At 72.3% G+C, this 23,343-nt stretch carries 26 protein-coding genes; 21 read left to right on the top strand and 5 right to left on the bottom strand.

Going from position 1 to position 23,343, the window contains the following annotated elements; genetic code table 11:
* The first annotated feature begins 70 nt into the window (after window positions 1-70).
* The 5 genes from sdhC (at window position 71) to MKK68_RS20265 (ending at window position 4,410) form a co-directional block, all read left to right on the top strand.
* Window positions 71-472 (top strand): succinate dehydrogenase, cytochrome b556 subunit, encoded by a 402-nt coding sequence (gene sdhC / locus MKK68_RS20285; RefSeq protein ID WP_147843280.1) that lies wholly within the window; start codon window positions 71-73, stop codon window positions 470-472.
* Window positions 473-484: 12 nt separating this feature from the next.
* Window positions 485-904, top strand: coding sequence for a succinate dehydrogenase, hydrophobic membrane anchor protein (sdhD, locus tag MKK68_RS20280; RefSeq protein WP_147727560.1), 420 nt, complete (start codon window positions 485-487; stop codon window positions 902-904).
* Window positions 905-935: 31 nt separating this feature from the next.
* On the top strand, window positions 936-2,753 hold the full coding sequence (sdhA, locus tag MKK68_RS20275; RefSeq protein ID WP_244032664.1) for a succinate dehydrogenase flavoprotein subunit: 1,818 nt from the start codon (window positions 936-938) through the stop codon (window positions 2,751-2,753).
* Between the two features lie 96 nt (window positions 2,754-2,849).
* Window positions 2,850-3,653, top strand: coding sequence for a succinate dehydrogenase iron-sulfur subunit (locus tag MKK68_RS20270; RefSeq protein ID WP_244032662.1), 804 nt, complete (start codon window positions 2,850-2,852; stop codon window positions 3,651-3,653).
* 169 nt (window positions 3,654-3,822) lie between these two features.
* Complete coding sequence (locus tag MKK68_RS20265) at window positions 3,823-4,410, top strand: AprI/Inh family metalloprotease inhibitor (RefSeq protein WP_244032661.1); 588 nt, start codon at window positions 3,823-3,825, stop codon at window positions 4,408-4,410.
* 24 nt (window positions 4,411-4,434) lie between these two features.
* On the opposite strand, the gene MKK68_RS20260 is transcribed toward MKK68_RS20265, so the two are convergent.
* On the bottom strand, window positions 4,435-6,264 hold the full coding sequence (locus tag MKK68_RS20260) for an outer membrane beta-barrel protein (protein ID WP_409567285.1): 1,830 nt from the start codon (window positions 6,262-6,264) through the stop codon (window positions 4,435-4,437).
* Between the two features lie 207 nt (window positions 6,265-6,471).
* Here MKK68_RS20260 and mutL point away from each other — a divergent pair, with 207 nt between their 5' ends.
* Window positions 6,472-8,424 (top strand): DNA mismatch repair endonuclease MutL, encoded by a 1,953-nt coding sequence (gene mutL / locus MKK68_RS20255; RefSeq protein WP_244032655.1) that lies wholly within the window; start codon window positions 6,472-6,474, stop codon window positions 8,422-8,424.
* A 16-nt stretch (window positions 8,425-8,440) separates the two neighbouring features.
* Here the strand turns inward: mutL and MKK68_RS20250 are convergent, their stop codons facing one another.
* Window positions 8,441-8,686 carry a hypothetical protein gene (locus MKK68_RS20250; RefSeq protein ID WP_147844588.1) on the bottom strand — a complete coding sequence of 82 codons (246 nt, stop codon included), beginning with the start codon at window positions 8,684-8,686 and terminating at the stop codon, window positions 8,441-8,443.
* Between the two features lie 166 nt (window positions 8,687-8,852).
* On the opposite strand from MKK68_RS20250, the gene MKK68_RS20245 reads away from it, so the two are divergent.
* From MKK68_RS20245 to kdsA, 3 genes are read left to right on the top strand one after another with little or no spacing between them, the layout of a single operon-like run.
* Window positions 8,853-10,148 carry an aminotransferase class I/II-fold pyridoxal phosphate-dependent enzyme gene (locus tag MKK68_RS20245; protein ID WP_244032652.1) on the top strand — a complete coding sequence of 432 codons (1,296 nt, stop codon included), beginning with the start codon at window positions 8,853-8,855 and terminating at the stop codon, window positions 10,146-10,148.
* Window positions 10,145-10,669 (top strand): hypothetical protein, encoded by a 525-nt coding sequence (locus tag MKK68_RS20240; protein WP_243933823.1) that lies wholly within the window; start codon window positions 10,145-10,147, stop codon window positions 10,667-10,669. The genes MKK68_RS20245 and MKK68_RS20240 overlap by 4 nt, the downstream gene beginning before the upstream one ends.
* 10 nt (window positions 10,670-10,679) lie before the next feature.
* Window positions 10,680-11,537, top strand: a complete 858-nt coding sequence (gene kdsA, locus MKK68_RS20235) for a 3-deoxy-8-phosphooctulonate synthase (protein ID WP_244032650.1) — start codon at window positions 10,680-10,682, stop codon at window positions 11,535-11,537.
* Window positions 11,538-11,540: 3 nt separating this feature from the next.
* Here kdsA and MKK68_RS20230 read toward each other — a convergent pair whose 3' ends face one another.
* Window positions 11,541-12,218: a class I SAM-dependent methyltransferase gene (locus MKK68_RS20230; RefSeq protein ID WP_244032649.1), complete on the bottom strand. Its 678-nt coding sequence runs from the start codon at window positions 12,216-12,218 to the stop codon at window positions 11,541-11,543.
* Between the two features lie 346 nt (window positions 12,219-12,564).
* On the opposite strand from MKK68_RS20230, the gene MKK68_RS20225 reads away from it, so the two are divergent.
* Complete coding sequence (locus tag MKK68_RS20225; protein ID WP_147729487.1) at window positions 12,565-12,807, top strand: DUF6894 family protein; 243 nt, start codon at window positions 12,565-12,567, stop codon at window positions 12,805-12,807.
* A 243-nt stretch (window positions 12,808-13,050) separates the two neighbouring features.
* Complete coding sequence (locus MKK68_RS20220) at window positions 13,051-14,397, top strand: APC family permease (RefSeq protein ID WP_244032645.1); 1,347 nt, start codon at window positions 13,051-13,053, stop codon at window positions 14,395-14,397.
* 78 nt (window positions 14,398-14,475) lie between these two features.
* Here the strand turns inward: MKK68_RS20220 and MKK68_RS20215 are convergent, their stop codons facing one another.
* The gene (locus MKK68_RS20215) at window positions 14,476-15,138 is read right to left on the bottom strand and encodes an SAM-dependent methyltransferase (protein ID WP_244032760.1); all 663 of its coding nucleotides are present in this window, start codon (window positions 15,136-15,138) and stop codon (window positions 14,476-14,478) included.
* Window positions 15,139-15,411: 273 nt separating this feature from the next.
* On the opposite strand from MKK68_RS20215, the gene MKK68_RS20210 reads away from it, so the two are divergent.
* From MKK68_RS20210 to MKK68_RS20190, 5 genes are all read left to right on the top strand, one after another.
* On the top strand, window positions 15,412-15,645 hold the full coding sequence (locus tag MKK68_RS20210) for a DUF2171 domain-containing protein (RefSeq protein WP_243933815.1): 234 nt from the start codon (window positions 15,412-15,414) through the stop codon (window positions 15,643-15,645).
* Between the two features lie 170 nt (window positions 15,646-15,815).
* On the top strand, window positions 15,816-16,028 hold the full coding sequence (locus MKK68_RS20205; RefSeq protein WP_243935838.1) for a hypothetical protein: 213 nt from the start codon (window positions 15,816-15,818) through the stop codon (window positions 16,026-16,028).
* Between the two features lie 297 nt (window positions 16,029-16,325).
* Window positions 16,326-16,601 (top strand): PsiF family protein, encoded by a 276-nt coding sequence (locus MKK68_RS20200; RefSeq protein ID WP_147728969.1) that lies wholly within the window; start codon window positions 16,326-16,328, stop codon window positions 16,599-16,601.
* Window positions 16,602-16,686: 85 nt separating this feature from the next.
* Window positions 16,687-17,088 carry a hypothetical protein gene (locus MKK68_RS29555; RefSeq protein ID WP_279596018.1) on the top strand — a complete coding sequence of 134 codons (402 nt, stop codon included), beginning with the start codon at window positions 16,687-16,689 and terminating at the stop codon, window positions 17,086-17,088.
* On the top strand, window positions 17,085-17,252 hold the full coding sequence (locus MKK68_RS20190) for a hypothetical protein (RefSeq protein ID WP_187275395.1): 168 nt from the start codon (window positions 17,085-17,087) through the stop codon (window positions 17,250-17,252). Before MKK68_RS29555 ends, MKK68_RS20190 begins: the two co-directional genes overlap by 4 nt.
* A gap of 87 nt (window positions 17,253-17,339) precedes the next feature.
* Here the strand turns inward: MKK68_RS20190 and MKK68_RS20185 are convergent, their stop codons facing one another.
* Window positions 17,340-17,540, bottom strand: a complete 201-nt coding sequence (locus MKK68_RS20185; RefSeq protein ID WP_244032643.1) for a hypothetical protein — start codon at window positions 17,538-17,540, stop codon at window positions 17,340-17,342.
* Between the two features lie 385 nt (window positions 17,541-17,925).
* On the opposite strand from MKK68_RS20185, the gene MKK68_RS20180 reads away from it, so the two are divergent.
* The 5 genes from MKK68_RS20180 to MKK68_RS20160 all read left to right on the top strand — a co-directional run bounded on the left by MKK68_RS20180 (window position 17,926) and on the right by MKK68_RS20160 (window position 23,310).
* Window positions 17,926-19,029 carry an LLM class flavin-dependent oxidoreductase gene (locus MKK68_RS20180; protein WP_244032641.1) on the top strand — a complete coding sequence of 368 codons (1,104 nt, stop codon included), beginning with the start codon at window positions 17,926-17,928 and terminating at the stop codon, window positions 19,027-19,029.
* Complete coding sequence (locus tag MKK68_RS20175) at window positions 19,029-19,964, top strand: ABC transporter substrate-binding protein (protein ID WP_244032639.1); 936 nt, start codon at window positions 19,029-19,031, stop codon at window positions 19,962-19,964. The genes MKK68_RS20180 and MKK68_RS20175 overlap by 1 nt, the downstream gene beginning before the upstream one ends.
* A 25-nt stretch (window positions 19,965-19,989) precedes the next feature.
* Window positions 19,990-20,511, top strand: coding sequence for a cupin domain-containing protein (locus tag MKK68_RS20170; RefSeq protein WP_244032637.1), 522 nt, complete (start codon window positions 19,990-19,992; stop codon window positions 20,509-20,511).
* A 109-nt stretch (window positions 20,512-20,620) separates the two neighbouring features.
* Window positions 20,621-21,988, top strand: coding sequence for an LLM class flavin-dependent oxidoreductase (locus tag MKK68_RS20165; RefSeq protein ID WP_147841575.1), 1,368 nt, complete (start codon window positions 20,621-20,623; stop codon window positions 21,986-21,988).
* Window positions 21,985-23,310 (top strand): LLM class flavin-dependent oxidoreductase, encoded by a 1,326-nt coding sequence (locus tag MKK68_RS20160; RefSeq protein WP_244032635.1) that lies wholly within the window; start codon window positions 21,985-21,987, stop codon window positions 23,308-23,310. Before MKK68_RS20165 ends, MKK68_RS20160 begins: the two co-directional genes overlap by 4 nt.
* The last annotated feature ends 33 nt before the right edge of the window (window positions 23,311-23,343 follow it).

Below are 23,343 nucleotides of genomic sequence, written 5' to 3'. Positions count from 1 at the left end.
GCTACAGATTAGAGACGGTCCAATTCCAAGATCGACCCGGTTCCGAGAACGACACGAGGCCTCCCGCACGATGGCACCCACCGCACGCCCCACCGTCGCCCAGCCGCTCTCGCCGCATCTCCAGATCTATCGCTGGACCTGGACGATGGCGATGTCGGTGTTCCACCGCGTCACCGGCACGGCGCTCTACGGCGGCACCGCGCTCGTCGCGATCTGGCTCGTGGCGCTCGCCTCCGGCCCGGCGGCCTACGCCTGGGTGGCGTGGTTCTTCGGGTCCTGGATCGGGCGGATCGTGCTGTTCGCCTACACCTGGATCCTGCTGCACCACATGCTGGGCGGCCTGCGGCACTTCGTGTGGGATGCCGGATACGGCTTCGACCGCGACAAGCGCATGGCGCTGGCCCGCGCCACCCTGATCGGCTCAACGACGCTGACCATCGTCGTCTGGGCCGTCGCCCTTCTGGCGCGCTGAGGAGTTCCCGCCATGGCCAAGGCCAAGATCCTCCAGAACCCGCAGGTCTCGATCCGCACGCCCCGCGCCCGCGTCCGCGGCCTCGGCGTCGCCCACCACGGCGTCGGGCATTGGTGGATGCAGCGGCTGACCGCCGCCGCCAACGCGCCGCTGATGCTCGCCTTCGTGGTGATCATCGCGCTGATGGCCGGCCGCTCCTACGCGGAGGCGGTGGCCCTGGTGTCGCACCCCTTCGTCGCGATCGTCCTGATCCTCGCCGTGACCTCGGTCGCGATCCACATGCGTCTCGGGATGCAGGTGATCATCGAGGATTACGTCCACAGCCCGGGGCTGAAGATCGCCGCGGTGTTTGCCAACAACTTCTACGCGGTCGTCGTGGCCGTGGCCTGCCTCTACGCGATCCTGCGCGTGGGGCTCGGCCGCCTCGTCTGACCTGCCACTCGCGATCTTGAAGGAGCCTTCCATGGCCGTCAACGGACAGAACGGGCAGGGACCCGCCTATCCCATCACCGACCACACCTTCGACGTGGTGGTTGTCGGCGCGGGCGGCGCGGGCCTGCGCGCCACCGTCGGCTGCTCCCAGGCGGGCCTGCGCACCGCCTGCATCACCAAGGTGTTCCCGACCCGCTCGCACACGGTGGCGGCGCAGGGCGGCATCTCGGCCTCGCTCGGCAACATGGGCCCGGACGACTGGCGCTGGCACATGTACGACACCGTGAAGGGGTCGGACTGGCTCGGCGACCAGGATGCGATCGAGTATCTCGTGCGCAACGCTCCCGCGGCCGTCTACGAGCTCGAGCACTGGGGCGTGCCGTTCTCGCGCACGGAAGAGGGCAAGATCTACCAGCGCCCGTTCGGCGGCATGACCACCGATTACGGCAAGGGCACCGCGCAGCGCACCTGCGCGGCCGCCGACCGCACGGGGCACGCGATGCTCCACACCCTGTACGGGCAGGCGGTGAAGAACCAGACCAACTTCTTCATCGAGTACTTCGCCCTCGACCTGATCATGGACGACGAGGGCCGCTGCCGCGGCGTCATCGCCATGGACCAGGCCACCGGCGAGATCCACCGCTTCCGCGCGCAGATGGTGATCCTCGCCACCGGCGGTTACGGCCGCTCGTACTTCTCGGCGACCTCGGCCCACACCTGCACCGGCGACGGCAATGCCATGGTGCTGCGCGCCGGCCTGCCGCTGCAGGACATGGAGTTCGTGCAGTTCCACCCGACCGGCATCTACGGCGCCGGCTGCCTGATCACCGAGGGCGCCCGCGGCGAGGGCGGCTACCTGACGAATTCCGAGGGCGAGCGCTTCATGGAGCGCTACGCCCCGTCGGCCAAGGATCTCGCCTCGCGCGACGTGGTCTCGCGCTCGATGACCATGGAGATCCGGGCCGGCCGCGGCGTCGGCAAGGGCGGCGACCACATCTTCCTGCACCTCGACCACCTCGACCCGGCGATCCTCCACCAGCGCCTGCCGGGCATCTCGGAATCCGCCAAGATCTTCGCCGGCGTCGACGTCACCAAGGAGCCGATCCCGGTGCTGCCGACGGTGCACTACAACATGGGCGGCATCCCGACGAACTATCACGGCGAGGTGCTGACCTTGCGCGACGGCAACCCCGACACCGTCGTGCCCGGCCTGATGGCGATCGGCGAGGCGGCCTGCGTCTCGGTGCACGGCGCCAACCGCCTCGGGTCGAACTCGCTGATCGACCTCGTGGTGTTCGGCCGCGCCGCCGGCCAGCGCTGCGCCGAGATCGTCGAGCCGAACGGCCGGCCGATGGACCTGGCCAAGGATTCCGCCGACAAGGCGCTGACCCGCCTCGACCGCTTCCGCTACGCCGACGGCTCCACGCCGACCGCGGACCTCCGCCTCGAGATGCAGAAGACGATGCAGAACAACTGCGCCGTGTTCCGCACCGGCGAGGTGCTGGAGGAGGGCAAGGGCCTGATCCACAAGGTGTGGTCGGCATCCGCCGACATCCGCATCACCGACCGGTCGCTCGTCTGGAACACCGACCTGCTCGAGACCCTCGAGTTCGACAACCTGATCGGCCAGGCGGTCGTCACCATGGAATCGGCCGCCAACCGCGAGGAATCCCGCGGCGCGCACGCCCGCGAGGATTTCCCCGACCGCAACGACAAGGAGTGGATGAAGCACACCCTGTCGTGGCTCGACGAGAGCGCCCACCGGGTGAGCATCGATTACCGCCCGGTCCACACCTACACGATGTCGAATGAGATCCAGTACATCGAGCCGAAGGCGCGCGTTTACTAAGCTGCGCGCTTCGGAAAGCCGATCGGCGGGACCGCGTTCCCGATGCGTCTTGCCGATCGTTGCTTCGATCGACTCTAGCGGAAGCCAACGACAGCCATGGCCGAATTCTCCCTCCCCAAGAACTCCCAGATCACCGAGGGCAAGTCCTGGCCCGCGACGACGGGGGCCAAGAACCTCAAGGAGTTCCGCGTCTACCGCTGGAACCCGGACGACGGGAAGAACCCGCGGATCGACACCTATCAGGTCGACCGCGACGATTGCGGGCCGATGGTGCTCGACGCGCTGCTGTGGATCAAGAACAAGGTCGACTCGACGCTGGTGTTCCGCCGCTCCTGCCGCGAGGGCATCTGCGGCTCCTGCGCCATGAACATCGAGGGCCAGAACGCGCTCGCCTGCACCATGGGCATCGACGAGTGCCAGGATCACGCGAAGGGCCGCAAGACCGCAGCGGTAAAGATCTATCCGCTGCCGCACATGCCGGTGCTGAAGGACCTCGTCCCCGACCTGACGAACTTCTACGCCCAGCACGCCTCGGTCGAGCCCTGGCTCAAGACCGACACCCTGGCCCCCGAGAAGGAGTGGCCGCAGACGCCCGAGGACCGGGCCAAGCTCGACGGGCTGTACGAGTGCATCCTGTGCGCCTGCTGCACCACCTCGTGCCCGAGCTACTGGTGGAACGGCGAGAAGTTCCTCGGCCCGGCGGCGCTGCTGCAGGCCTATCGCTGGCTGATCGACAGCCGCGACGAGAACACCGGCGACCGCCTCGACGCGCTGCACGACCCGTTCAAGCTCTATCGCTGCCACACGATCATGAACTGCGCCAACACCTGCCCGAAGAGCCTGAACCCGGCCAAGGCGATCGCCGAGATCAAGAAGATGATGGTCGAGCGCACGGTGTGATCCGGCGGGGCGGCCGACTGAGGCCGCCCCGCCACACTCGGCCCGAAAAGCCTCGCGCGCGGGCCCTCCGAAGACCGTTCCCCGACCGGCCGCCTTGCGGGCATCGCAATTGCCCCCGACGCAAGGGCTCGCAAGGGGCGCCGCACGTGCGCCGGGGAAGCCGAGATCGATGCCGCGTCAGTACCGTTCGACGATCGCCCTCCTCGCGCTGGCGGCAGGGCTCGGCGCCTGCGCGTCGCAGCGCTTCGACGGACCCCGCGTCCGCGGGCCGGCACAGCAAGCCGCCATCGACAACATCGCCCCGGCGATGCCCTCCGGCGCCGTGACCTCGGCGCCGCTCGCGCCGCCGCCCGGCGCCACCGCCGCGCCGGACGAGGCACCGATCGGCGCGCAGGCGTCGATCGCCCCGCCGCCGGCCTCCAACGTCATCCCCGAGCCGGTGGTCGCCCCGCCCCCGGCCCCGCCGGTGGTGGCGAGCGGGCGGGCCTCGGTGGTCGGCGCCTGGGACGCCAAGGACGCGACCGGCGGAAGCTGCAAGGTGACGCTCTCGAGCGCGCCGGCCCTCGACCTCTACAAGGCCTCCGCCGCCGGCTGCCCGAACAAGGATCTGGCCAAGGTCACGGCCTGGGATTTCCGCGACGGCGAGGTCTACCTGTACCAGCAGGGCGGCACGGTGGCCGCCCGCCTGCGGCAGGGCGGCGGCGCCCTCGACGGTGCGCTCACCAAGTCCGGCGCCTCCCTCGCGCTGGTGCGCTGAACCGGGAGGGCCCGCGCACCGGGGCTACGGGTTCACCCGCAGCCCGAGCAGGAAGGTGTTGTCGGAGAAGCTCGCCGTCGCCGCCGTGCTGGTGATCTCCTGGTAGAGGTAGGTGCCGCGCAGCGTCAGCCAGCGGTTGAAGCGGTAATCGAGCCGGGCGGTGGCCGAGAAGCCGGTCTCGCGGATCGACACCCCCTGGTAGTCGTTGCGGAGGTAGGCGCCGCCGACGATGATCGAGAGGTTGCGCAGGAGGTCGTGCTGCACCTCCAGCGTCGCCGTCTGGGTCAGGATGCCGCTGGAGCCGGGGACCGTCGTCTCGGTGACGCCGGCCTGCGCGTTCAGGCGCACGGTGGTCAGCGGCGTCGCCGCCCAGACCAGGGCGGCTGCGAGGATCGGCGCGTCGAGGCCGCGCAGGCTCGGGTCGACGTAGGTGCGGTGCTGCAGGCCGCCCGAGATCTCGCCGCTGATCGAGCGGGTGAAGTTCACGGTCGCGCCGACCGAGGCGGCGATGCCGTCGGAATCGCGGCGCAGGCCGCTGGTGTCGCGGCGCAGGTCGTAGACCCGCGTGTCGGCGAGCAGCTCGACGAAGGGGCTGATCTCCGGCGTCACCTCATAGGCCGTGCGCAGGCGCATGCTGTACTGGTTCTGGTTGCGGTCGGCCTGGCTGATCACCGTCCCGTCCGACAGCCGGGCATCCTCGAACTCGGAGCGGTCGACCGAGCCGCGCAGGGACACCGAGAGCCGGTTGAAGGTCTCGGTCGCGCCGAGCGAGGTGCCGTAGGTCGCGACGATCGGCCGGTTGGTCGCGGTCACGGCCTGGAGGTTGGGGCTGCCGGTGCGCTGAGTGTCGACGAGGAAGCGGGTCTCGGCGTCGATCCGCAGGTCGCGGTTGGCGTCGATCCGCAGGCGCACGGTGCCGGCCGCGTTCGGGCGGCTCGCCGCCTCGTTCTCCGGGGTCTCGAGGTAGCCGGCGCGCAGCTCGCCGGCGAGCTCGCTCCGCGACCAGTCCGAGCGGAAATTCAGCTCCCCCTCGCTCCGGAGCGCGACCGAGCCCTTGGCGAGCGACGGCGTGGTCTGGTCCGGGTTGGTGTCGTAGCCGAGGCTCTGGGTGAAGGACGGAAGCACCGTGAAGCTGCCGAGCCTGATCCCGAGCGGCGCGTAGGCGTCCTCGGTGGCGATCGGCCGCCGCAGGCTGTTGGTCAGCAGCGCCCCCGGCGTGAGGACGCCGCTCAGCGGGTTGATCAGCGGCAATCCCGGCGCCTGCGGCCGCGGCGCCTCGGCCGGCAGCGGCACGCCGACCACCGGGTTCTGGATCACCGGCGAGAGCCGCAGGGCCGGCGCGGGGATCTGGGTGACGTCCTGGGTGTAGCGCTTGGTCGCCGTCCCCAGGCGCCGGGGCGGCGCCGCGCGCTGACGCAGCAGGCTGATCGGGGCGCGGTTGTTGGTGCCGGACGTGGCGCCGCCGGTGCGGCCGCCGGAGGAGCGGACCCGGGTGTCGAGATTCGAGGCGCCGGCTTCGGCCCCGGTCGGCCCCGATAGGCTGGCGCCGCCGGAGGTGAGGCCGCCGGAGGATTCGCCGCCCGCCGCCTCGCCGGAATTGCCGTTGCTGAGGCGGGGCGGGCCCTCCGACAGGCGGTTGCGGCGCAGCACCGGCAATCCGTCCTGGCCGGGATCCTGCCCGATGCCCGGGTTGTCGGGCTGGCCGGCGACGGGGCTCAGGGATTCGAACCGCGTTGCCTGCGCCTGCGCCGGGCCGGGGAGGGCGATCGCGACGGCGGCCGGCAGGCCCGCGAGCAGCAGCGCGAGGCCGCAGGCAAGGCCCGCCTCCCGTCGCGCATGCCCCTCGCCCTCCAAGCCCAGCACCGGATCCCGACTCCCCTGGCTGGGCGCGTGCGAAGACGACCGTCGCACCGCTTCCGCGTGGTTAACGAAGGCTAGCCGGGCGTGGTTAATGCAGCGTCAACGGCACGGGGCGGCGGAGCATCGGAGGAGACCGGATCCACCGGCGGATCGCCGCCGCCGATGGATCGAGGCGCGGGCAGGGTCTATAAGCGGCCGGACATGTCCGCCCCGCAGCCCGTCCGCCGTCTCGACCCGGTCCTCGTCGACCGCATCGCCGCGGGCGAGGTGGTCGAGCGGCCGGCCTCGGCGGTCAAGGAGCTGGTCGAGAACGCGATCGATGCCGGCGCCCGCAGCATCGCGGTGACGATCGAGGCCGGCGGCCGGCGGCTGATCCGGGTGGTCGACGACGGCGCCGGCATGTCGCCGGACGACCTGCTGCTCGCCGTCGAGCGCCACGCCACCTCGAAGCTGCCGGGCGGCGACCTGACCCGGATCGACACGCTGGGTTTCCGCGGCGAGGCGCTGCCTTCGATCGGCGCGGTCTCGCGGCTGTCGATCACCACCCGCACGGCGGACGCGGATTCGGGCGCGGCGCTCACCGTCGAGGCGGGCCTGCGCGGCGCGGTGCGCCCGGCGCCGGCGGCGCGCGGCACCCGGATCGAGGTCACCGACCTGTTCTCGGCGACGCCGGCGCGGCTGAAGTTCCTGAAATCCGACCGCGCCGAGAGCGCGGCGGTCTCCGACATCCTGCGCCGGCTCGCGGTGGCGCAGCCCGCGATCCGCTTCACGCTGACGAGCGAGAACGGCACGCCGCTGGTGCTGCCGGCCCTCGCCGGGGCCGAGCCGGACGACGCGACCGCGAGCCTCGCCCGGCTCGCGCAGGTGCTGGGATCGGACTTCGCCGCGAACGCCCTGCCGGTGGCGATGGCGCGGGAGGGCTTCTCGCTCACCGGCCATGTCGGGCTGCCGACCTTCCACCGGGGCGCGGCCAACCACATCCACTTCACGGTGAACGGCCGGCCGGTGCGCGACCGCCTGCTGCTCGGCGCGGTGCGGGGCGCCTACGCCGACACCCTGCGCTCCGACCGGCATCCGGTGCTCGGGCTGGCGATCGCCTGCGAGCCCGGCCTCGTCGACGTCAACGTCCACCCGGCCAAGACCGAGGTGCGGTTCCGCGATCCGGGGCTGGTGCGCGCGCTCGTCGTCAGCGCGATCCACGAGGCGCTGCGCCGCGGCGGGGCGCGGGCTTCGACCGGCGTGGCGGCCCGCACCCTCGAGGCCCTGCGTCCCTCGGGCGGCATCCCGTTGACGCAGCATGGCGGGACGGCGAGCCCGAGCCTGTTCCAGGGCGCGCGGACCGGCCTGTTCCGCCCGGGCACCCCGTCCGTCGCGGCCCCGTCCGGCTTCCACCGGCCGGCGCCGGATCGGCCGCACGGCTTCGGCGAGGCGGCGCAGGCATCGCTGGCGCCGGACGGCGCGGCCGACGCCTTTCCGGACCCGATGGCCGACCTGGCGCCGCCCGCGGCCGACCTGCGCAGCCGCGACGGCGCCGAGGATGCCCTCGACCATCCCCTCGGCGCCGCGCGGGCGCAGCTGCACGAGACCTACATCGTCGCGCAGACCCGCGACGGCGTGGTGATCGTCGACCAGCACGCGGCGCACGAGCGCCTCGTCTACGAGCGGATGAAGCGCGAGCGCGCGGCGGGCGGCATCCTGCGCCAGGGCCTCTTGATCCCCGACGTGATCGAGATGGCGCCCGAGGCCGCCGAGCGGCTGGCCGCGGCCGCCCCCGAGCTCGACCGGCTCGGCCTGACGCTGGAAGCGTTCGGCCCCGGGGCGGTGCTGGTGCGCGCGGTGCCCGCGGCTTTGGCCGGCGCCTCGGTGCGCGACCTCGTCGCCGACATCCTCGACGCGCTGGACGACAGCGGGGTCGAGGAGGGCGGGGCCGGGGCCCTGGAGGACGGCCCGCTCGGGCGGCGCCTCGACGCGGTGCTGTCGCGGATGAGCTGCCACGGCTCGATCCGCGCCGGAAGGCGCCTGCGCCCGGAGGAGATGAACGCGCTCTTGCGCGCCATGGAGGCGACGCCGAATTCCGGCCAGTGCAACCACGGCCGCCCGACCTACGTCGCCCTCGGCCGCCACGACATCGAGCGGCTGTTCGGGAGACGCTGAGCGGGGTGGCGCCCGGTCAGTCCGGGATCGCGAACCCGATCGACTGGCACAGGATCGCGACCATCGTCACGCCGCCGGCGACGAGCCCCATCCGGTCCGGGCGCGCGGGCGCCGACGGCGCGGCGCCGAGACGCAGCTCGTCCTCGTAGCGTGCCAGGATCCAGGCCTGCAGCGACGGTGCGGTCAGGGCGAGCCAGGCCCACAGGCCGATCGCCACGAAACCCAGGGCCTGTCCGCCATAGGTGAAGACGTCGTCGATCATGGCGCTCTCGGAGCGAGCACCCCCTCGCCGCGAACCTAGCCCAGCCGTCCGGCACCTGGAAAGCCCGGTCGGGGTTCGACCGCGTCGCCGACGCGCCTTTCGCGTGCGCTCGCACACGGATCGGCCTATGACACGCCCGACATCCGAACAACCCGGCGCCTTCCCGATGACCGCACTCGCAGATCTGTCCCCCGCCGAACTGGCCGCGCGCTACGCGCAGGCGCAGGGCGCCTACGAAGCGTTCCGCGCCCGCGGGCTCAAGCTCGACATGACCCGGGGCAAGCCCTCGCCCGAGCAGCTCGACCTCGCGTCGGGCATGCTGGCGCTGCCCGGCAACGGCGACCACACCACGGCGTCGGGGGAGGATGCCCGCAACTACGGCGGCCTGCAGGGCCTGGCGGAGGCGCGCGCGCTGTTCGGGCCGGCGCTGCTCGGCGTGCCCGCGGAGCAGGTGGTGGTGGCCGAGAACGCGAGCCTCGCCGTGATGCACGACTGCATCGTCTGGGCGATGCTGAAGGGCGTGCCGGGCTCGGAGCGCCCGTGGTCGCGCGAGGAGGCGCCGGCCTTCCTCTGCCCGGTGCCGGGCTACGACCGCCACTTCGCCCTATGCGGGGAATTCGGCATCCGCATGCTGCCGGTGCCGATGACGCCGGACGGGCCGGACATGGAGGTGGTCGAGGCCCTCGTCGCCGACCCGGCGGTGAAGGGGATGTGGTGCGTCCCGAAATACTCGAACCCGTCCGGCGAGATCTATTCGGAGGAGACCGTCCGGCGGCTCGCCGCGATGAAGGCCGGCGCCCCGGACTTCCGCCTGTTCTGGGACAACGCCTACGCCGTCCACCACCTCACGCCCGAGCACCACGCGATCCCCGACATCTTGGAAGCCTGCCGGGCGGCCGGGCATCCGAACCGCGCCTTCATCTTCGCCTCGACCTCGAAGATCACGCTCGCCGGCGCGGGTCTGGCCTTCTTCGCCGGCTCCCCCGACAACGTGCGCTGGTACCTCGCGCGGGCGGGCAAGCGCACGATCGGCCCGGACAAGCTGAATCAGCTCCGGCACGTCCGCTTCCTGCGCGACGCAGAGGGACTCACCGCCCACATGGAGCGCCAGCGCGAGCTCCTCGCCCCGAAGTTCTCCGCCGTCACCGAGGCGCTCGCGCGGCACCTGACCGAGACGGACGTGGCCTGGAGCCGGCCCGAGGGCGGCTACTTCGTCAGCGTGGACGCCGGCGTCGGCACCGCCGAGCGCATCGTCGAGCTGGCCAAGGGCGCCGGCATCGGCCTGACGCCGGCCGGCGCGACCTTCCCCTACGGCCGCGACCCCCGCGACGCGGCGCTGCGGCTGGCGCCGTCCTATCCGAGCCTGTCCGAGGTCCGGGAGGCGGCGGAAGGGATCGCGCTCTGCATCCTGCTCGCCGCGCTCGAATCGGAGCGGGCGGTGCGCGCGGCGCCGCAGGAATGAGCGGCCTGCTCCGGGCGGCCGGCTTCCTCGTCCTGGCGGCGACGCTGCCGGCCTGCGCCGCGCCGCGCGCCGCGCGCGTCGCGTCCTGCGACGGGCTGACCGCCGCGATGATCCGCGCCACCGGCGCCTCGCTCGCCGGCCGCGCCGGCACACGCGCGGTGTTCCGCGCGACCGATGCCGAGCGCATGAGCCTCGATTGCCGGGCGCCGGCGCGGATGGTGTTCGCCTCCCGCGACCGCGAGCCGGAGCGCGGCTTCTACGAGCTGATCGGCCGGGCGGCGCGTGCGCTCGCCGGCGCGGACGCCGAGACCGCCGAGGTGCTGGCACGGCAGGTCCACCAGGATTCGCTGCTGGCCGACGCACCGCGCCAGGGCGTCGCCGGCAAGGCGGCCCTGCGCTGCGAGACCGGGCCGCGGGCCGACGCGCTGGCCGGCGACCTCACCGTCTGCGTGCTGGTGCCGAACCGGCCGCCCGCCCTGCGCCGCAAGGCCGGACTTTCGCGGGAGGCTCCGGCGGGCTAAGCCTCCGGCCATGCCCGATTCCACCGACAGCCCAACGCCCAGAACCGTCCGCGCCGGCACGGTCGCCTTCGGCAACCACCTGCCGCTGGCACTGATCGCCGGCCCGTGCCAGCTCGAGAGCCGCGACCACGCGCTCGAGATCGCGGCCGCGCTGAAGGAGATGGCGGAGTCCCTCGGGATCGCCCTCGTGTTCAAGGCCTCGTTCGACAAGGCGAACCGCACCTCGGGCGGCGCCGCCCGCGGCATCGGGTTGTCCGGCGCGCTGCCGATCTTCGCCGAGATCAAGGCGCGCTACGGCCTGCCGGTGCTCACCGACGTGCACGATGCCGGGCAGTGCGGGCCGGCGGCCGAGGTGGTCGACGTGCTCCAGATCCCGGCCTTCCTGTGCCGGCAGACCGACCTGCTGCTGGCCGCCGCCGCCACCGGCCGCGTGGTCAACGTGAAGAAGGGCCAGTTCCTCGCACCCTGGGACATGCAGCACGTGGCCGCCAAGGTCACCGGGGCCGGCAACCCGAACGTGATCGTCACCGAACGCGGCGCCTCGTTCGGCTACAACACCCTGGTCTCCGACATGCGCAGCCTGCCGATCATGGCCGCGGTGACGGGCGGCGCGCCGGTTGTGTTCGATGCGACCCACTCGGTGCAGCAGCCGGGCGGGCAGGGGGGAAGCTCGGGCGGCGAGCGCCGCTTCGTCGCCGTGCTGGCGCGGGCCGCCGTCGCGGTTGGCGTCGCGGGTGTCTTCATCGAGACCCACCCCGATCCCGATCGCGCCCCCTCCGACGGCCCCAACATGGTGGCGCTGCGGGACATGCCGGCGCTCGTGTCCGAGCTCCTGGCCTTCGACCGGCTGGCCAAGGCGCACCCGTAAGGCTCAGGACGTCGTCGCCGCCACGAGGACGTGCGCGCGCAGCGGCTGCGACAGGACGTGGCGCCCGTCCGCATCCGTCCCGGCGGCGGCCGCGAAGGCGTCGGCGATCGCCGACGCGTTGTCGCGGATCGCGGCACGCCGCGCCGGATCGACCGCCGCCACGCGCTCGAGGAAGGCATCGCGGTCGGCGAAGGCCTCGCGACGCACGAACCTCGTGTCGGACAGGCAGAGGAACGCCCCGGCCGCGATCGCTGCGGCGATGGCGCCCTGCGCCGCGGCGCGGATCGCGGTCTCGTCCTCGACCGGCTTGAGCGCCGAGAAGAAGCTGCCCTCGGCCAGCGGCTCGACCACGACGATCCGGCCGCCCGGTGCGACGACGCGGGCCGCCTCGTCCAGCGCCGCGCGCGGGTCGGGAACGTGGTGCAGGGCGTTGAGGATGACCGCGCCGCCGAAGGTCCCGTCGGATAACGGCAGGGCCTCGGCGGAGCAGATCTCGAAGGCGCAGTCCGGCGCCCGGCGCCGGGCCGCCGCGACCACCGCTTCGCCGGGGTCGATCCCCGTCACCCGCGCGCCGTGGCCGGCCAGCGCAGCCGACATCGCCCCGGGGCCGCACCCGATATCGACGATGCGGCGCCCCGCGATCGGCGAGAACGCGTCGAGGACGAGCGAGAGGGTATCCATGGGGCAAGGTCCGGTCCGGGCGTTCCGGAGCACCATCGCGGGGCGGCCGGCACGGTGCAACCGCCGCGGGGCGGAGAGCGGGAACGCCGCGATCATCCGGCTGCAGCGGCCCGCGGGTTCTGTCGGGGCGTTACGAACGCGCCGCTTCGTGATCGCGAGATCAATCGTCGCGCCTGTTCACCCGTCCATCCCCCTGATAGTTTCCCGTTCATCACACGCATTCGGTTCTCGCAGCAGGCATCCATCACCGGAGGTCCTGATCGGCGTCACCTGCGACCGAACGATCATTCCCACGGAAGAGCGGATGCCGCATCTGTGGGATAAAATCCCACGGATATGTCCCGCAATGCCGCGCTTCACCATCGACCTGCATGACGGCGCGCACTTCGTGCGCGACACCGAGGGCTTCGATCTGCCCGATGCGGATGCCGCGCGCGAGAAGCTCGTCCGGATCATGTCGAAGATCGCGCAGGGCTTCGCGGCCGTCCCCGAGCGCCAGGACTACCTCGCGGTGGTCCGCGACGAGCACCGGAAGGTCGTCTTCCGGGCCCGTCTCTCGCTGGACATCGAGACGTTCGACGTCGGCTGAGCGCCGAGGATGGACCCTCGCGCGGCGCCGGCCGGGCATCGGCGCGTCACCGCGGCGTCGCGGGGCCGGCGGCCGAGCGCCTGGCGATGTCGACGACCTGCTCGGGCGTCGGCGGGTGCCCGCCGATCGGCCGCCGCATCCGCCGAGGCCGGTGCCTGCCCCTCTCCGGGCGGAACCGCGCCGTCTCCGGTGCCCGAGCCCTCGCGCTTGATCGCGCGGGTCGGCGCGGCGATGATCGCGGCCATGTCCGACATCGGTGATCCGCCCGCGGCGCGAACGGCGCCGCTCGTCTCGACCCGGGCGGCGACGTCGATCGTGATCGCCGACATGGTCGGGGTCGGCGTCTTCACCAGCCTCGGCTTCCAGGTCACGGACATCACGTCCGGCTTCACGCTGCTGCTGCTGTGGTTCGTCGGCGGCGTCGTCGCCCTGTGCGGGGCGTTCAGCTACGCCGAGCTGGCGGCGATGTTTCCCCGCTCCAGCGGCGAGTACAACTTCCTCACCCGCGCCTACGGCCCCGCCTTCGGCTTCATGGCCGGCTGGCTCTCCGCGACGGTCGGGTTCGCCGCGCCGGTGGCGCTCGCGGCGATGGCGTTCGGCCAGTATGCGCAGGCGATCCTGCCGGGGACCCCGCCCCTGCCCCTCGGCCTCGCGGTCGTCTGGGGGGTGACCGCCATCCGCCTGGTCGGGAGCCGCCACGGCGATGCGATCCAGGTCGGCTTCACGCTGCTGAAGCTCGCGCTGATCGTGCTCTTCATCGTCGCGGGCTTCGCCGGCGGCGGGGGCGGGTCGACCGACTTCGCGCCGAGCGCCGCCGACCCGGGCCAGATCTTCAGCGCGAGCTTCGCGGTGAGCCTCGTCTTCGTGATGTACGCCTACACGGGCTGGAACGCGGCGACCTACATCGTCGGGGATCTGGCCGATCCGCCGCGCAGCCTGCCGCGGGCGCTGTTCGTCGGGACGGGCGTCGTGCTCGTGCTCTACGTCGCGCTGAACGCCGTGTTCCTCTACACGACGCCGACCGCGGAGCTCGCCGGGCAGATCGAGGTCGCCCTGATCAGCGGGCGCCACGTGTTCGGCGAGGCGGGCGGGCGGCTCGTCGGCATCCTGATCTGCCTCGGCCTGATCCCGACGATCAGCGCCATGATGTGGATCGGGCCGAGCGTCACCGTGGCGATGGGCGAGGACGCGCCCTTGCTGCGCGTGTTCGCGCGGCGCGCCCGCACCGGCGTGCCCGTGGCCGCGACCCTGCTGCAGGCCGTCGTCGCGAGCCTGCTGCTCCTCACCCGCAGCTTCGAGGCGGTGCTGGAGTTCATCCAGTTCAGCCTGATCCTGTGCTCGTTCCTCACCGTCCTCGGCGTGATCAGGCTTCGCGTCACCCGGCCCGACCTGCCGCGGCCGGTCCGCGCCTGGGGCTATCCGGTCACGCCGCTGATCTTCCTCGGCGTCACGCTGTTCATGCTGGTCCACCTGGTCGCCTCGCGACCGCTCCAGTCGCTCGCGGGCTTCCTCCTGATGCTGGCCGGCCTGCTGCTCTTCGTCGTGGCGGACGGGCTGGCCCGGCGCAGGGACCGGACGCCGATGCGATGAGGCCGCTCGATCCCGAAGCCGATGCGTGCGACGCGAGGCCGGCCGAGACCGCTGGCGCGCACCGTTCCCGAAGCGCGATCACGGCGTCGAGGCGGCGCCCGGCTTGGTCGCGCGCAGCACGTCGAGCCGGTACTCGGCGGTTCGCGACTGCGCCAGCACCCGCGCGAAGCCCTTCGCGCCGGCGATGAAGCCTTCGGCCGCGTCGTCGCCGGAAAGCGGGTAGTGGGTGACGCCGAGCCAGTGCACCAGCACGATGTCGGCCTCGGGCAGCACCGCGTTCTCCACCCGTGCGACGAGACGCGCGAGATCGGCCCGGTCGAGGTAGTAGGCCACCTCCGAGATCACGATCAGGTCGAACCGCCCGTTGGGCCATTGCCCCGGAACGGCGGCGAGCTGGAAGCGCGCATTCGCGCAATCGGCGCAGCGGGCGCGGGCCGCCTCGATCACGGAGGGAACCACGTCGAGCCCGACCACGGCATCGCAGCGCTGGCAGAGCTGGTGCGTGAACACCCCGATCGAGCAGCCGACATCGAGGGCGGACGCGTAGCGGGGCCGGGGCAGGGCGGCGAGCGTCGCCTGGTACTTGGCACGCTCGTAGGCGCTCGAGGCGAACTGCCAGGGATCGGCCTCGGTGGCGTACATGCCCTTGAAGTAGTCGGTGTCGAGGGACTTCGCGCGCCGGCCCGTCTCCGTCACAGCCGGCCCTCCCGCCTCGCTCTCCGCACCCGCGACGGCCGTCATCCCGAGCAGCGTGCCGGCGACGACGCCGCCCCCGGATCGCAGCAGGCTCCGGCGTGACGGTCGCTTGCAGTCGCGCACGATGAACCTCACCCCGTCCGTAGGCCTGTGATGAGCGCAACCGTATCCGCCCGGGACAGTTCCGCCGGAGCCCGCCCGCGTCAGGACGGCCCGATCGACAGTTCATGCCCGATCGACGGCCTGTGCCGGGAGCGTGAACGAGGAACATCGACGCGGCGCATCCCGTTGAGACAGCCGTATTATGGGAGAAAACGCATGGTCGACGTCGCGCAGATCAAGGAACACGCCGAGGTCGTCGGCTCGGACGGAGCCCACGTCGGCACGGTCGATCACGTCGACAAGGGCGAGATCAAGCTGACGAAGAAGGACGCGGCCGCCGGGGGCCTGCACCACTACATCCCGGTCGATTTCGTCCAGGCGGTCGAGGGCGACACCGTCCGCCTCGACCGGCCGGCCGAGGAGGTCAAGCGCGAGTGGTCGACGTCCTGACCCCATGGGATCCGCGGCGCCTGGGCGTCGCGTTCCGCCCCCGCACAGGCCCGAACGCGGTGTCCACGGCGTTCGGCGCAACGGGCGACGAGCCCCCGGCCAACCGCTGCCGGGCTCCGTCATCGTCTCCGATGAGCGACCGGGAATGGCATCAACCGTGTTGAGCCGCGATGTCCGATGACGATGCCGAGGCGTTTCTGCGCGAAGTCCGCGCGGCGCTCGCCACCGCTCGCCCCGAGGAACCGTCCCTCGACAGCCTGCAGCGCCTGATGACCTGGCTGCAGACCACCGAGATGGAGGAAGCCCCGCCCGAGGCCGGCCGCGACGGCACGGAGGACGGGAAGGACGGCGAGGGCGCCGTCCCCGAAGTCTCGGAGCCGTGACAGACGATCCGGACGGAAGGGCCGGCCGGAGCGTCGCGCCAGGCCCGGGGAGGCGACCCTGCCCGAGGGGGCAGGCAGGGCCGCCGCAGCGGATCGGGCAGATCTGCTGGCTGCCGAGGCAGTCAAGGCATGGTGCGGCAGACAGGTTGCCGAAGAATGACCGAGCGGCGCCCGAAACGGCGTTCGAATCGGACCGGAGTCGCAGAACCCGCGCAAACGCGTCGATCAACGATCCGTGTGGGGCGGAACGCCGGGCTGGGCGGATCCGTTTCAGCCGCCTCACGGGAGCCTACCATCATGAAGCTCGGTCTCGCCGCCTCTCTGGTCGCCAGCAGCCTTCTCCTCGTCGCCCCCGCACGTGCGCAGGGCACGGCGAACGCGCCCGGCGCGGTGCCGGGGTCGGCGGCCACCGCACCGGCGGCCAATCCCACGGCACCGGGGAGCAAGCCCGCGGCGCCGAAGGCGGATCGCACCGCGCGATCGAAGGAATGCTCGATGCAGGCCGACAAGCAGGGCCTGCACGGCAAGGCGCGCAAGGCCTTCCGGAATTCGTGCAAGCACGGCCGATCCTGATCCGGTCGTCCGGCGCGCCACCTTGATCCCGCTCTCGCCGACCGTGCGTCCGCGACGTTTGCCCATCGGTGATGAGGTCGGCCGGATGCGGCTGTCCCTCCTCGGTGCCTGCATCCTGCTCGCCCTCGGCGGCTGCCAGGATCCGAAGCCCGGCCCCGCCGGCCCGGCCGGGCCGAAGGGCGATGCCGGCCCGCCCGGCCCCCGAGGGGACGCGGGCCTCACCGGCGCGACCGGGCAGCGCGGCGCGACCGGCGACAGGGGCGAGCGCGGCGAGCCCGGTCCCGTCGGCCCCGCCCTCGACGGCCTGGTGCGGCAGGACGTGCTCTGCCGGCGCGACGAGATCCTGATCGGCGCCTATTGCCAAGGCTACGCGGTGCTTCCCTCGGTCACGATCACCGACGGCATCGCCACCGTCGGATGCATGGACCTGCAGTCCAAGCCCGCCAAGAACGCCCGACCGGTCGCGACCTGCCTGAAGAAGCCATGAGCGACCTCCAGTTCTGGCTCTTCCTCGCGGTCGCCATCCCCATCCTGCTCCTGCCGGCTGGGATCGCGGCCTGGAAGGGACGCAACCTCTGGCCCGTCATCGCCCTGAGCCTCGTGTTCTGGCCGGGCGCGCTGGGTTTGGCCCTGCGGACCAGGCGGCGGTGACGGCGCTGACCGGTACTGCCCTGCATGCCCCCGGCATCGAGCGGACGACGCCGTTGCGCACCATGCGCCGCGATGGTCCGCGGCGCCCTACCGGATGATTCGCCCGCCGGCCGATGCGGACGATGCTGGCGGCCCCGGGATCACCGAGCCGCGGTCGCGCTCGCGGATGAAGTCGGCGACCGACTCCGATTGCAGCGGCACCGAGAGGCGCTCGATGTGCGGGTCGTGCGCGAGCGCCTGCGTCATCGCCCGCACGTTGGCGTAGGGGTTGGCCCTCGGCGCGCTCAAGGAAGTAGGGTCCGTCGATCGATGACGGCATCGAGCGCACGCATCCGTTCGCGAGACGGCGAGGGTTCGGTACCGCTCTCGATGTCGCCGATGATGCCGCGGGATCGGACGAAGGGCAGAAGGTCAGGAGCCTTTTGAAGAGTAGAATATAGTTCGCCAGCGGCCCCAGATCGGAGATCGTCTTTCTGGCTCGCCGTCTGCATTAAAAATTCCCTCTCGTTGACTTCGGGCGAGGCCGGGCGGATTTTTCGCAGCCCTTCCCGGTCCCGTCCGACAGGCGTCGGACGCGCGTCCTCGCTCGGGTCGACTGCTTCGGGCGGCTGCACGCGCCATCGCGGCGCGCGGCACCCCGGCCTTCGAACGCCCGAGCGATCAGGAGAGTCCCATGAGCCATCTCCCGCCCGATGCCGTCGAGTTCATCGGCTTCGCGGCCCCCCGGCTGACCTCCGAGATCCATCCGGCGGAGGGTCCGGCGATCGACCGGGACTACCTCGACCGCCTCGCTCAGGCGCACGAGGCCGGCGGCTTCGACCGCATCCTCGTCGCCGCCTACTCGACGGCGCCGGACGCTCTGCTGATCGCGTCCCGGATCGCGGCGGTGACGCGACGGATCGGGCTGATGATCGCCCATCGCACCGGCTTCACCGCGCCGACGGTGGCCGCCCGGCAATTCGCGACGCTCGACCAGCTCACCGGCGGCCGCATCGCCATCCACGCGATCAGCGGCGGCGACGATCGGGACCTGGCACGCGACGGCGATCACCTGAGCAAGGACGAGCGCTACGCCAGGACGCGGGAATTCCTCGACGTCGCGCGCCTGTCCTGGACCGCGGAAACGCCGTTCGACTATTCTGGCAGCTTCTACCAAGTCGAGCAGGGGTTCTCGGAGGTGAAGCCGGTGCGGGCCGACGGCATCCCGGTGTTCTTCGGCGGCGCCTCGCCGGCGGCGCTCGACGTGGCCGGGCGCCATGCCGACACCTACGCCCTCTGGGGCGAGACGCTGGATCAGGTCCGCGACCTCATCGCCCGCGTCCGCGCCGCGGCGGCCCCCTACGGCCGGGATCCGCGCTTCAGCCTGTCGTTCCGGCCGATCCTCGCCGACACGGAGGCGGCGGCCTGGGCGCGGGCCGAGGCGATCCTCGCCAGGACCAGGGCCGTGCGCGCGGCCAGGGGCCTCGGCCCCGCGGCGACCCCGCAGAACGAGGGCGCGCGAAGGCTCCTCGCGGCGGCCGCGAGCGGCACCCGCCTGGACAAGCGCCTCTACACGGCGATCGCCGCCGAGACCGGCGCGGCCGGCAATTCCACCGCGCTCGTCGGCACGCCCGATCAGGTCGCCGAGGCGCTGCTCGACTATCACGACCTCGGCGTGCGCACCTTCCTGATCCGCGGCTTCGATCCGCTGGAGGATGCGATCGGCTACGGTCGCGACCTGCTGCCGGCCTTCCGCGCGCAGCTCGCCAACCGCTCCGCCACCGCGGACGCCGCCTGATGCGCGCGCTCCTGACGGTTCTCGCGCTCCTCGTTGCCCTGATCCCCGCCCGGGCCGAGGACGTCCTCCGGGTCGGCGACCAGCGCGGCAACGCACGCGCGCTGATAGAGGCCGCCGGCGTCCTCGACGGGCTGCCCTACCGGCTGGCCTGGAGCGAGTTCCCGGCCGCCGCCCCGTTGCTCGAGGCCCTGAACGCCGGCGCGATCGATGCCGGCGGCGTCGGCGACGCGCCCTTCACCTTCGCCGCCGCCGCGGGCGTTCCGGTCAAGGCCTTCCTCGCCTTCCGGAACCGCCAGGACGGGCTCGCGATCCTGGCGGCGGCGAATTCGCCGATCCGCACGGTCGCCGACCTCAAGGGCAGGCGCATCGCGACGAACCGCGGCTCGATCGGGCATCAGGTGGTGCTCGCGGCCCTGGAGGAGGCCGGGCTGCCGGCCGATGCCGTCACCCTGAGCTTCCTGCCGCCGGCCGACGCCAAGATCGCCCTGGCCTCGGGCAGCGTCGACGCCTGGGCGACCTGGGAGCCCTACACCTCCACCGCCGAGCTCGCGGGCCTGGTCCGTGTCGTGCGCGACGGCAACGGCATCACGCCAGGCCTCAGCTTCGCCGTGGCGAGCGACGCCGCGCTGAAGGGCAAGCGCGCGCTGCTCGCCGATTTCGGGGAGCGGCTCGCGCGGGCCCGGGCCTGGGCGCTCGCCGACCCCGCCCCCTACGCGAAGGTCTGGTCGAAGCTCATCGGCCTGCCGGAGGCGGTGCCGCTGCGCTGGTTCGGCCGGGCGCAGTACCGCAACGTCCCGATCGACGAGGCCGTGATCGCCGACGAGCAGGCCAACATCGACCTCTACGTGCGCGCAGGCCTGATCCCGAAGGCGCGCGCGCCGCGGGCCGAGGCGATCTTCGACACGGGATTCCCGCAACCGGCTGCGTTACGCTGATCGGCCGACGAGCAGGATTCGAGCGATGCACGATCACCACGACGACCCGCACGACCACCCGCACGTCCAGGGCGAGCCGGGTCCGGGCGCCGAGCGCTGGAAGCACAACGGCGTCCGGGTGATCCCCGGCGACAGGCTCGACGCCAACACGGCGCAGACGCCGGGCATGTTCCGGCAGGCGGCGATCAACCATGCCCGCGTCGGCGCGCAGAAGATCTGGGCCGGCACCGTGGCGATCGAGCCCGACGCCAAGACCGGGGTGCACCATCACGGCGCGCTGGAGAGCGTGATCTTCGTGCTGTCGGGGCGCGCCCGGATGCGCTGGGGCGACCGGCTCGAATACGTCGCCGAAGCGGGCCCCGGCGACTTCATCTTCGTGCCGCCCTACGTGCCGCATCAGGAGATCAATGCCTCGCCCGACGAGACGCTGCAATGCGTGCTCGTGCGCTCCGACAACGAGGCGGTGGTGATCAACATCCCGGAGGTCGAGCCGGTGGAGCGGCCCGAGACCGTCCACTGGATCGATCCGATCCACAAGCATCCTTGAGGCCCGGCGCCGCGAGCGCTGAAACGGCGCAGGTCGCGGCGCGTTCTGCAATGCGGGCACCCGAGAGGCCCAGCGCGACATTCACCATCGGCCGGCGGGGCGGGACACCTTGAGACAGGACACGATGCGCCTCGGCGCGTTCTTCTACGCCACCGGCCACCACGTGGCGGGCTGGCGCCACCCGTCGAGCGAGGCCGACGGCGGCCTCAACCTCGAGCGCTACGTCGGCTGGGCGCAGCGGGCCGAGGCGGCGAAGTTCGACCTCGTCTTCCTCGAGGACGGCTCCGGCATCCGCGACTCGAACCTGCGCTCGAGCGAGCGGACCGCGCGCTCGGCGCATTTCGAGCCGGTGACGCTGCTGTCGGCGCTGGCCGCCGTCACCAGCCGGATCGGGCTCGTCGCGACCACCTCGACCAGCTTCAACGAGCCCTACAACGTCGCCCGGCGCTTCGCCTCGCTCGACCACCTCAGCGGCGGCCGGGCCGGCTGGAACCTCGTGACCTCCACGACCGACGCCGAGGCCGCCAATTTCGGCGAGGCCGGCATCGCCCGCCACGGCGACCGCTACGCCCGGGCCGAGGAGTTCGTCGACGTGGTGCTGGGCCTGTGGAACACCTGGGACGACGGCGCCGTCGTCATCGATCGCGCCAGCGGCCAGTTCTCGAAGCCGGACGGCTTCCGCCCGCTGAACCATCGCGGCACGCATTTCGAGGTGCGCGGACCGCTCAACATCGCGCGCACGCCGCAGGGCCAGCCGGTGGTGGTGCAGGCGGGCTCGTCGGGGCCGGGCAAGGATCTGGCGGCCCGCACCGCCGAGGTCGTGTTCACCGCCAACCAGACGCTCGCGGAAGCGGTCGAGTTCGCCGGCGACCTCAAGGCGCGCCTGCCACGGTTCGGCCGCGAGCCCGGCGACCTCAAGGTCATGCCGGGCCTGTTTCCCGTCGTCGGGCGCAGCGAGGCGGAGGCGCGGGCCAAGTTCGAGGCGCTGCAGGACCTGATCGACCCGGTGGTGGGCCTCGCCCTGCTCGAGCGGATGGTCGGCGGCTTCGACCTCTCCGGGTTCGATCCCGACGGCCCGGTGCCGGAGCTGCCGGAGGCCGAGGGCGCCAAGTCGCGCCAGCAGCTGATGTTCGACCTCGCCCGCCGGGAGGGGCTGACCCTGCGCCAGCTCTACCTGCGGATCGCCGGGGCGCGGGGCCACTCGCAGATCGTCGGCACGCCCATGCAGGTCGCCGACGAGATGGAGGCCCGCTTCCGCGCCGGCGGCGCCGACGGCTTCAACATCATGCCCGCGACCCTGCCCGGCGGCCTCGACGACTTCATCGAGCTGGTCCTGCCGGAGCTGCGCCGGCGCGGCCTCGTCCGGACGGAGTACGAGGGCCGCACGCTGCGCGCGCATCTCGGCACGCGTCCGCCCGCGGGCTTCGGCCCGGCGGCGCCGTCCGGCTCGGGCAGCGGCACGAAGGAGGGGCGATGAGCCGGGACCGACGCCTGCATCTCGGGGCGTTCATGCGCCCGCTCGGCATCCATACCGCCTGGTGGCGCTATCCCGGCGGGTACCCGGACGCCAACTTCAACCTCGAGCATCTCGTCCACTTCGCCCACCGGCTGGAGGCGGCGAAGTTCGACGCCTTCTTCATGGCCGACCATCTCGCGGTGATGAACATGCCGCCGGCGGCCTTGCGCCGCTCGGCCACCGTGACCTCGTTCGATCCGCTGACCCTGCTGCCGGCGCTCGCCATGGTCACCGAGCGCATCGGGCTGATCGCCACCGCCTCGACGACCTACAACGAGCCCTACCACGTCGCCCGCAAGTTCGCCTCGCTCGACCACATCTCGAAGGGCCGCGCCGGCTGGAACCTCGTCACCTCGGGCAATCCCGACGAGGCGCACAACTTCGGCCGCGACGCGCATGTCGAGCACGCCACCCGCTACGCCCGCGCCCGCGAGTTCTTCGACGTGGTGACCGGCCTCTGGGACTCGTTCGCCGACGACGCCTTCCGCATGGACCCCGAGAGCGGGCTGTTCTTCGACCCCGACAGGATGCACGTCCTCGATCACCGCGGCGCGTTCCTGAAGGTGAAGGGCCCCCTCAACGTCGCCCGGCCGGTGCAGGGCTGGCCGGTGATCGTGCAGGCCGGCGCCTCCGAAGCCGGACGGCAGATCGCCGCCGAGACCGCCGAGGTGGTGTTCGGGTCGAGCTCCACCCTGGAGGCGGGCCAGTCGTTCTACGCCGACGTGAAGGGACGCATGCCGGCGCTCGGCCGAGACCCGGACCACCTCAAGATCCTGCCCGGCGCCTTCGTGGTGCTGGGCGGGACCGAGGACGAGGCCAGGGCCAAGAAGGCGCGGCTCGACGAGCTCGTCCATCCCGACAGCGGGCTCGCCAACCTCTCGGTGCGCCTCGGCGTCGACGCCTCGGGCTTCGCCCTCGACGCGCCGCTGCCCGAGATCCCCGAGACCAACGCGAGCAAGAGCGGGCAGGCGCAGATCGTCGACTACGCCCGCAGGACCGGCGCGACGGTGCGGGAGCTGGCGCGCAAGGTCGGCGGCTACGGCGGCCTTCAGATGGTCGGGACCGCGGCACAGGTCGCCGACCGGATGGAGGAGTGGCTCGACGGCCGGGCCTGCGACGGCTTCAACGTGATGTTCCCCTTCGTGCCGGAAGGCCTCGACGACGTGGTCGACCGGCTGGTGCCGGAACTGCAGCGCCGCGACCTGTTCCGCCGGGACTACGAGGGGACGACCCTGCGCGACCATCTCGGCCTGCCGCGCCCGGGCAACCGCTTCTTCGCCTGAGGGCGCCCCCGGCAGACGATCCATCCCGGCACG

Origin of the sequence: Methylobacterium sp. E-016 (genome assembly GCF_022829745.1) — a bacterium.
Classification (GTDB): Bacteria; Pseudomonadota; Alphaproteobacteria; order Rhizobiales; family Beijerinckiaceae; genus Methylobacterium.
The sequence above is the reverse complement of the archived record's forward strand: the minus strand, read 5'-3'. Positions and strand labels throughout refer to the sequence as shown.

Bases quoted from the DNA above. Each gene is read 5' to 3' on its own strand.
- sdhC (WP_147843280.1), top strand. From the start codon at position 71: ATGGCACCCACCGCACGCCCCACCGTCGCCCAGCCGCTCTCGCCGCAT.
- sdhD (WP_147727560.1), top strand. From the start codon at position 485: ATGGCCAAGGCCAAGATCCTCCAGAACCCGCAGGTCTCGATCCGCACG.
- sdhA (WP_244032664.1), top strand. From the start codon at position 936: ATGGCCGTCAACGGACAGAACGGGCAGGGACCCGCCTATCCCATCACC.
- MKK68_RS20270 (WP_244032662.1), top strand. From the start codon at position 2,850: ATGGCCGAATTCTCCCTCCCCAAGAACTCCCAGATCACCGAGGGCAAG.
- MKK68_RS20265 (WP_244032661.1), top strand. From the start codon at position 3,823: ATGCCGCGTCAGTACCGTTCGACGATCGCCCTCCTCGCGCTGGCGGCA.
- mutL (WP_244032655.1), top strand. From the start codon at position 6,472: ATGTCCGCCCCGCAGCCCGTCCGCCGTCTCGACCCGGTCCTCGTCGAC.
- MKK68_RS20250 (WP_147844588.1), bottom strand. From the start codon at position 8,686: ATGATCGACGACGTCTTCACCTATGGCGGACAGGCCCTGGGTTTCGTG.
- MKK68_RS20245 (WP_244032652.1), top strand. From the start codon at position 8,853: ATGACCGCACTCGCAGATCTGTCCCCCGCCGAACTGGCCGCGCGCTAC.
- MKK68_RS20240 (WP_243933823.1), top strand. From the start codon at position 10,145: ATGAGCGGCCTGCTCCGGGCGGCCGGCTTCCTCGTCCTGGCGGCGACG.
- kdsA (WP_244032650.1), top strand. From the start codon at position 10,680: ATGCCCGATTCCACCGACAGCCCAACGCCCAGAACCGTCCGCGCCGGC.
- MKK68_RS20230 (WP_244032649.1), bottom strand. From the start codon at position 12,218: ATGGATACCCTCTCGCTCGTCCTCGACGCGTTCTCGCCGATCGCGGGG.
- MKK68_RS20225 (WP_147729487.1), top strand. From the start codon at position 12,565: ATGCCGCGCTTCACCATCGACCTGCATGACGGCGCGCACTTCGTGCGC.
- MKK68_RS20220 (WP_244032645.1), top strand. From the start codon at position 13,051: ATGTCCGACATCGGTGATCCGCCCGCGGCGCGAACGGCGCCGCTCGTC.
- MKK68_RS20215 (WP_244032760.1), bottom strand. From the start codon at position 15,138: ATGACGGCCGTCGCGGGTGCGGAGAGCGAGGCGGGAGGGCCGGCTGTG.
- MKK68_RS20210 (WP_243933815.1), top strand. From the start codon at position 15,412: ATGGTCGACGTCGCGCAGATCAAGGAACACGCCGAGGTCGTCGGCTCG.
- MKK68_RS20205 (WP_243935838.1), top strand. From the start codon at position 15,816: ATGTCCGATGACGATGCCGAGGCGTTTCTGCGCGAAGTCCGCGCGGCG.
- MKK68_RS20200 (WP_147728969.1), top strand. From the start codon at position 16,326: ATGAAGCTCGGTCTCGCCGCCTCTCTGGTCGCCAGCAGCCTTCTCCTC.
- MKK68_RS29555 (WP_279596018.1), top strand. From the start codon at position 16,687: ATGCGGCTGTCCCTCCTCGGTGCCTGCATCCTGCTCGCCCTCGGCGGC.
- MKK68_RS20190 (WP_187275395.1), top strand. From the start codon at position 17,085: ATGAGCGACCTCCAGTTCTGGCTCTTCCTCGCGGTCGCCATCCCCATC.
- MKK68_RS20180 (WP_244032641.1), top strand. From the start codon at position 17,926: ATGAGCCATCTCCCGCCCGATGCCGTCGAGTTCATCGGCTTCGCGGCC.
- MKK68_RS20175 (WP_244032639.1), top strand. From the start codon at position 19,029: ATGCGCGCGCTCCTGACGGTTCTCGCGCTCCTCGTTGCCCTGATCCCC.
- MKK68_RS20170 (WP_244032637.1), top strand. From the start codon at position 19,990: ATGCACGATCACCACGACGACCCGCACGACCACCCGCACGTCCAGGGC.
- MKK68_RS20160 (WP_244032635.1), top strand. From the start codon at position 21,985: ATGAGCCGGGACCGACGCCTGCATCTCGGGGCGTTCATGCGCCCGCTC.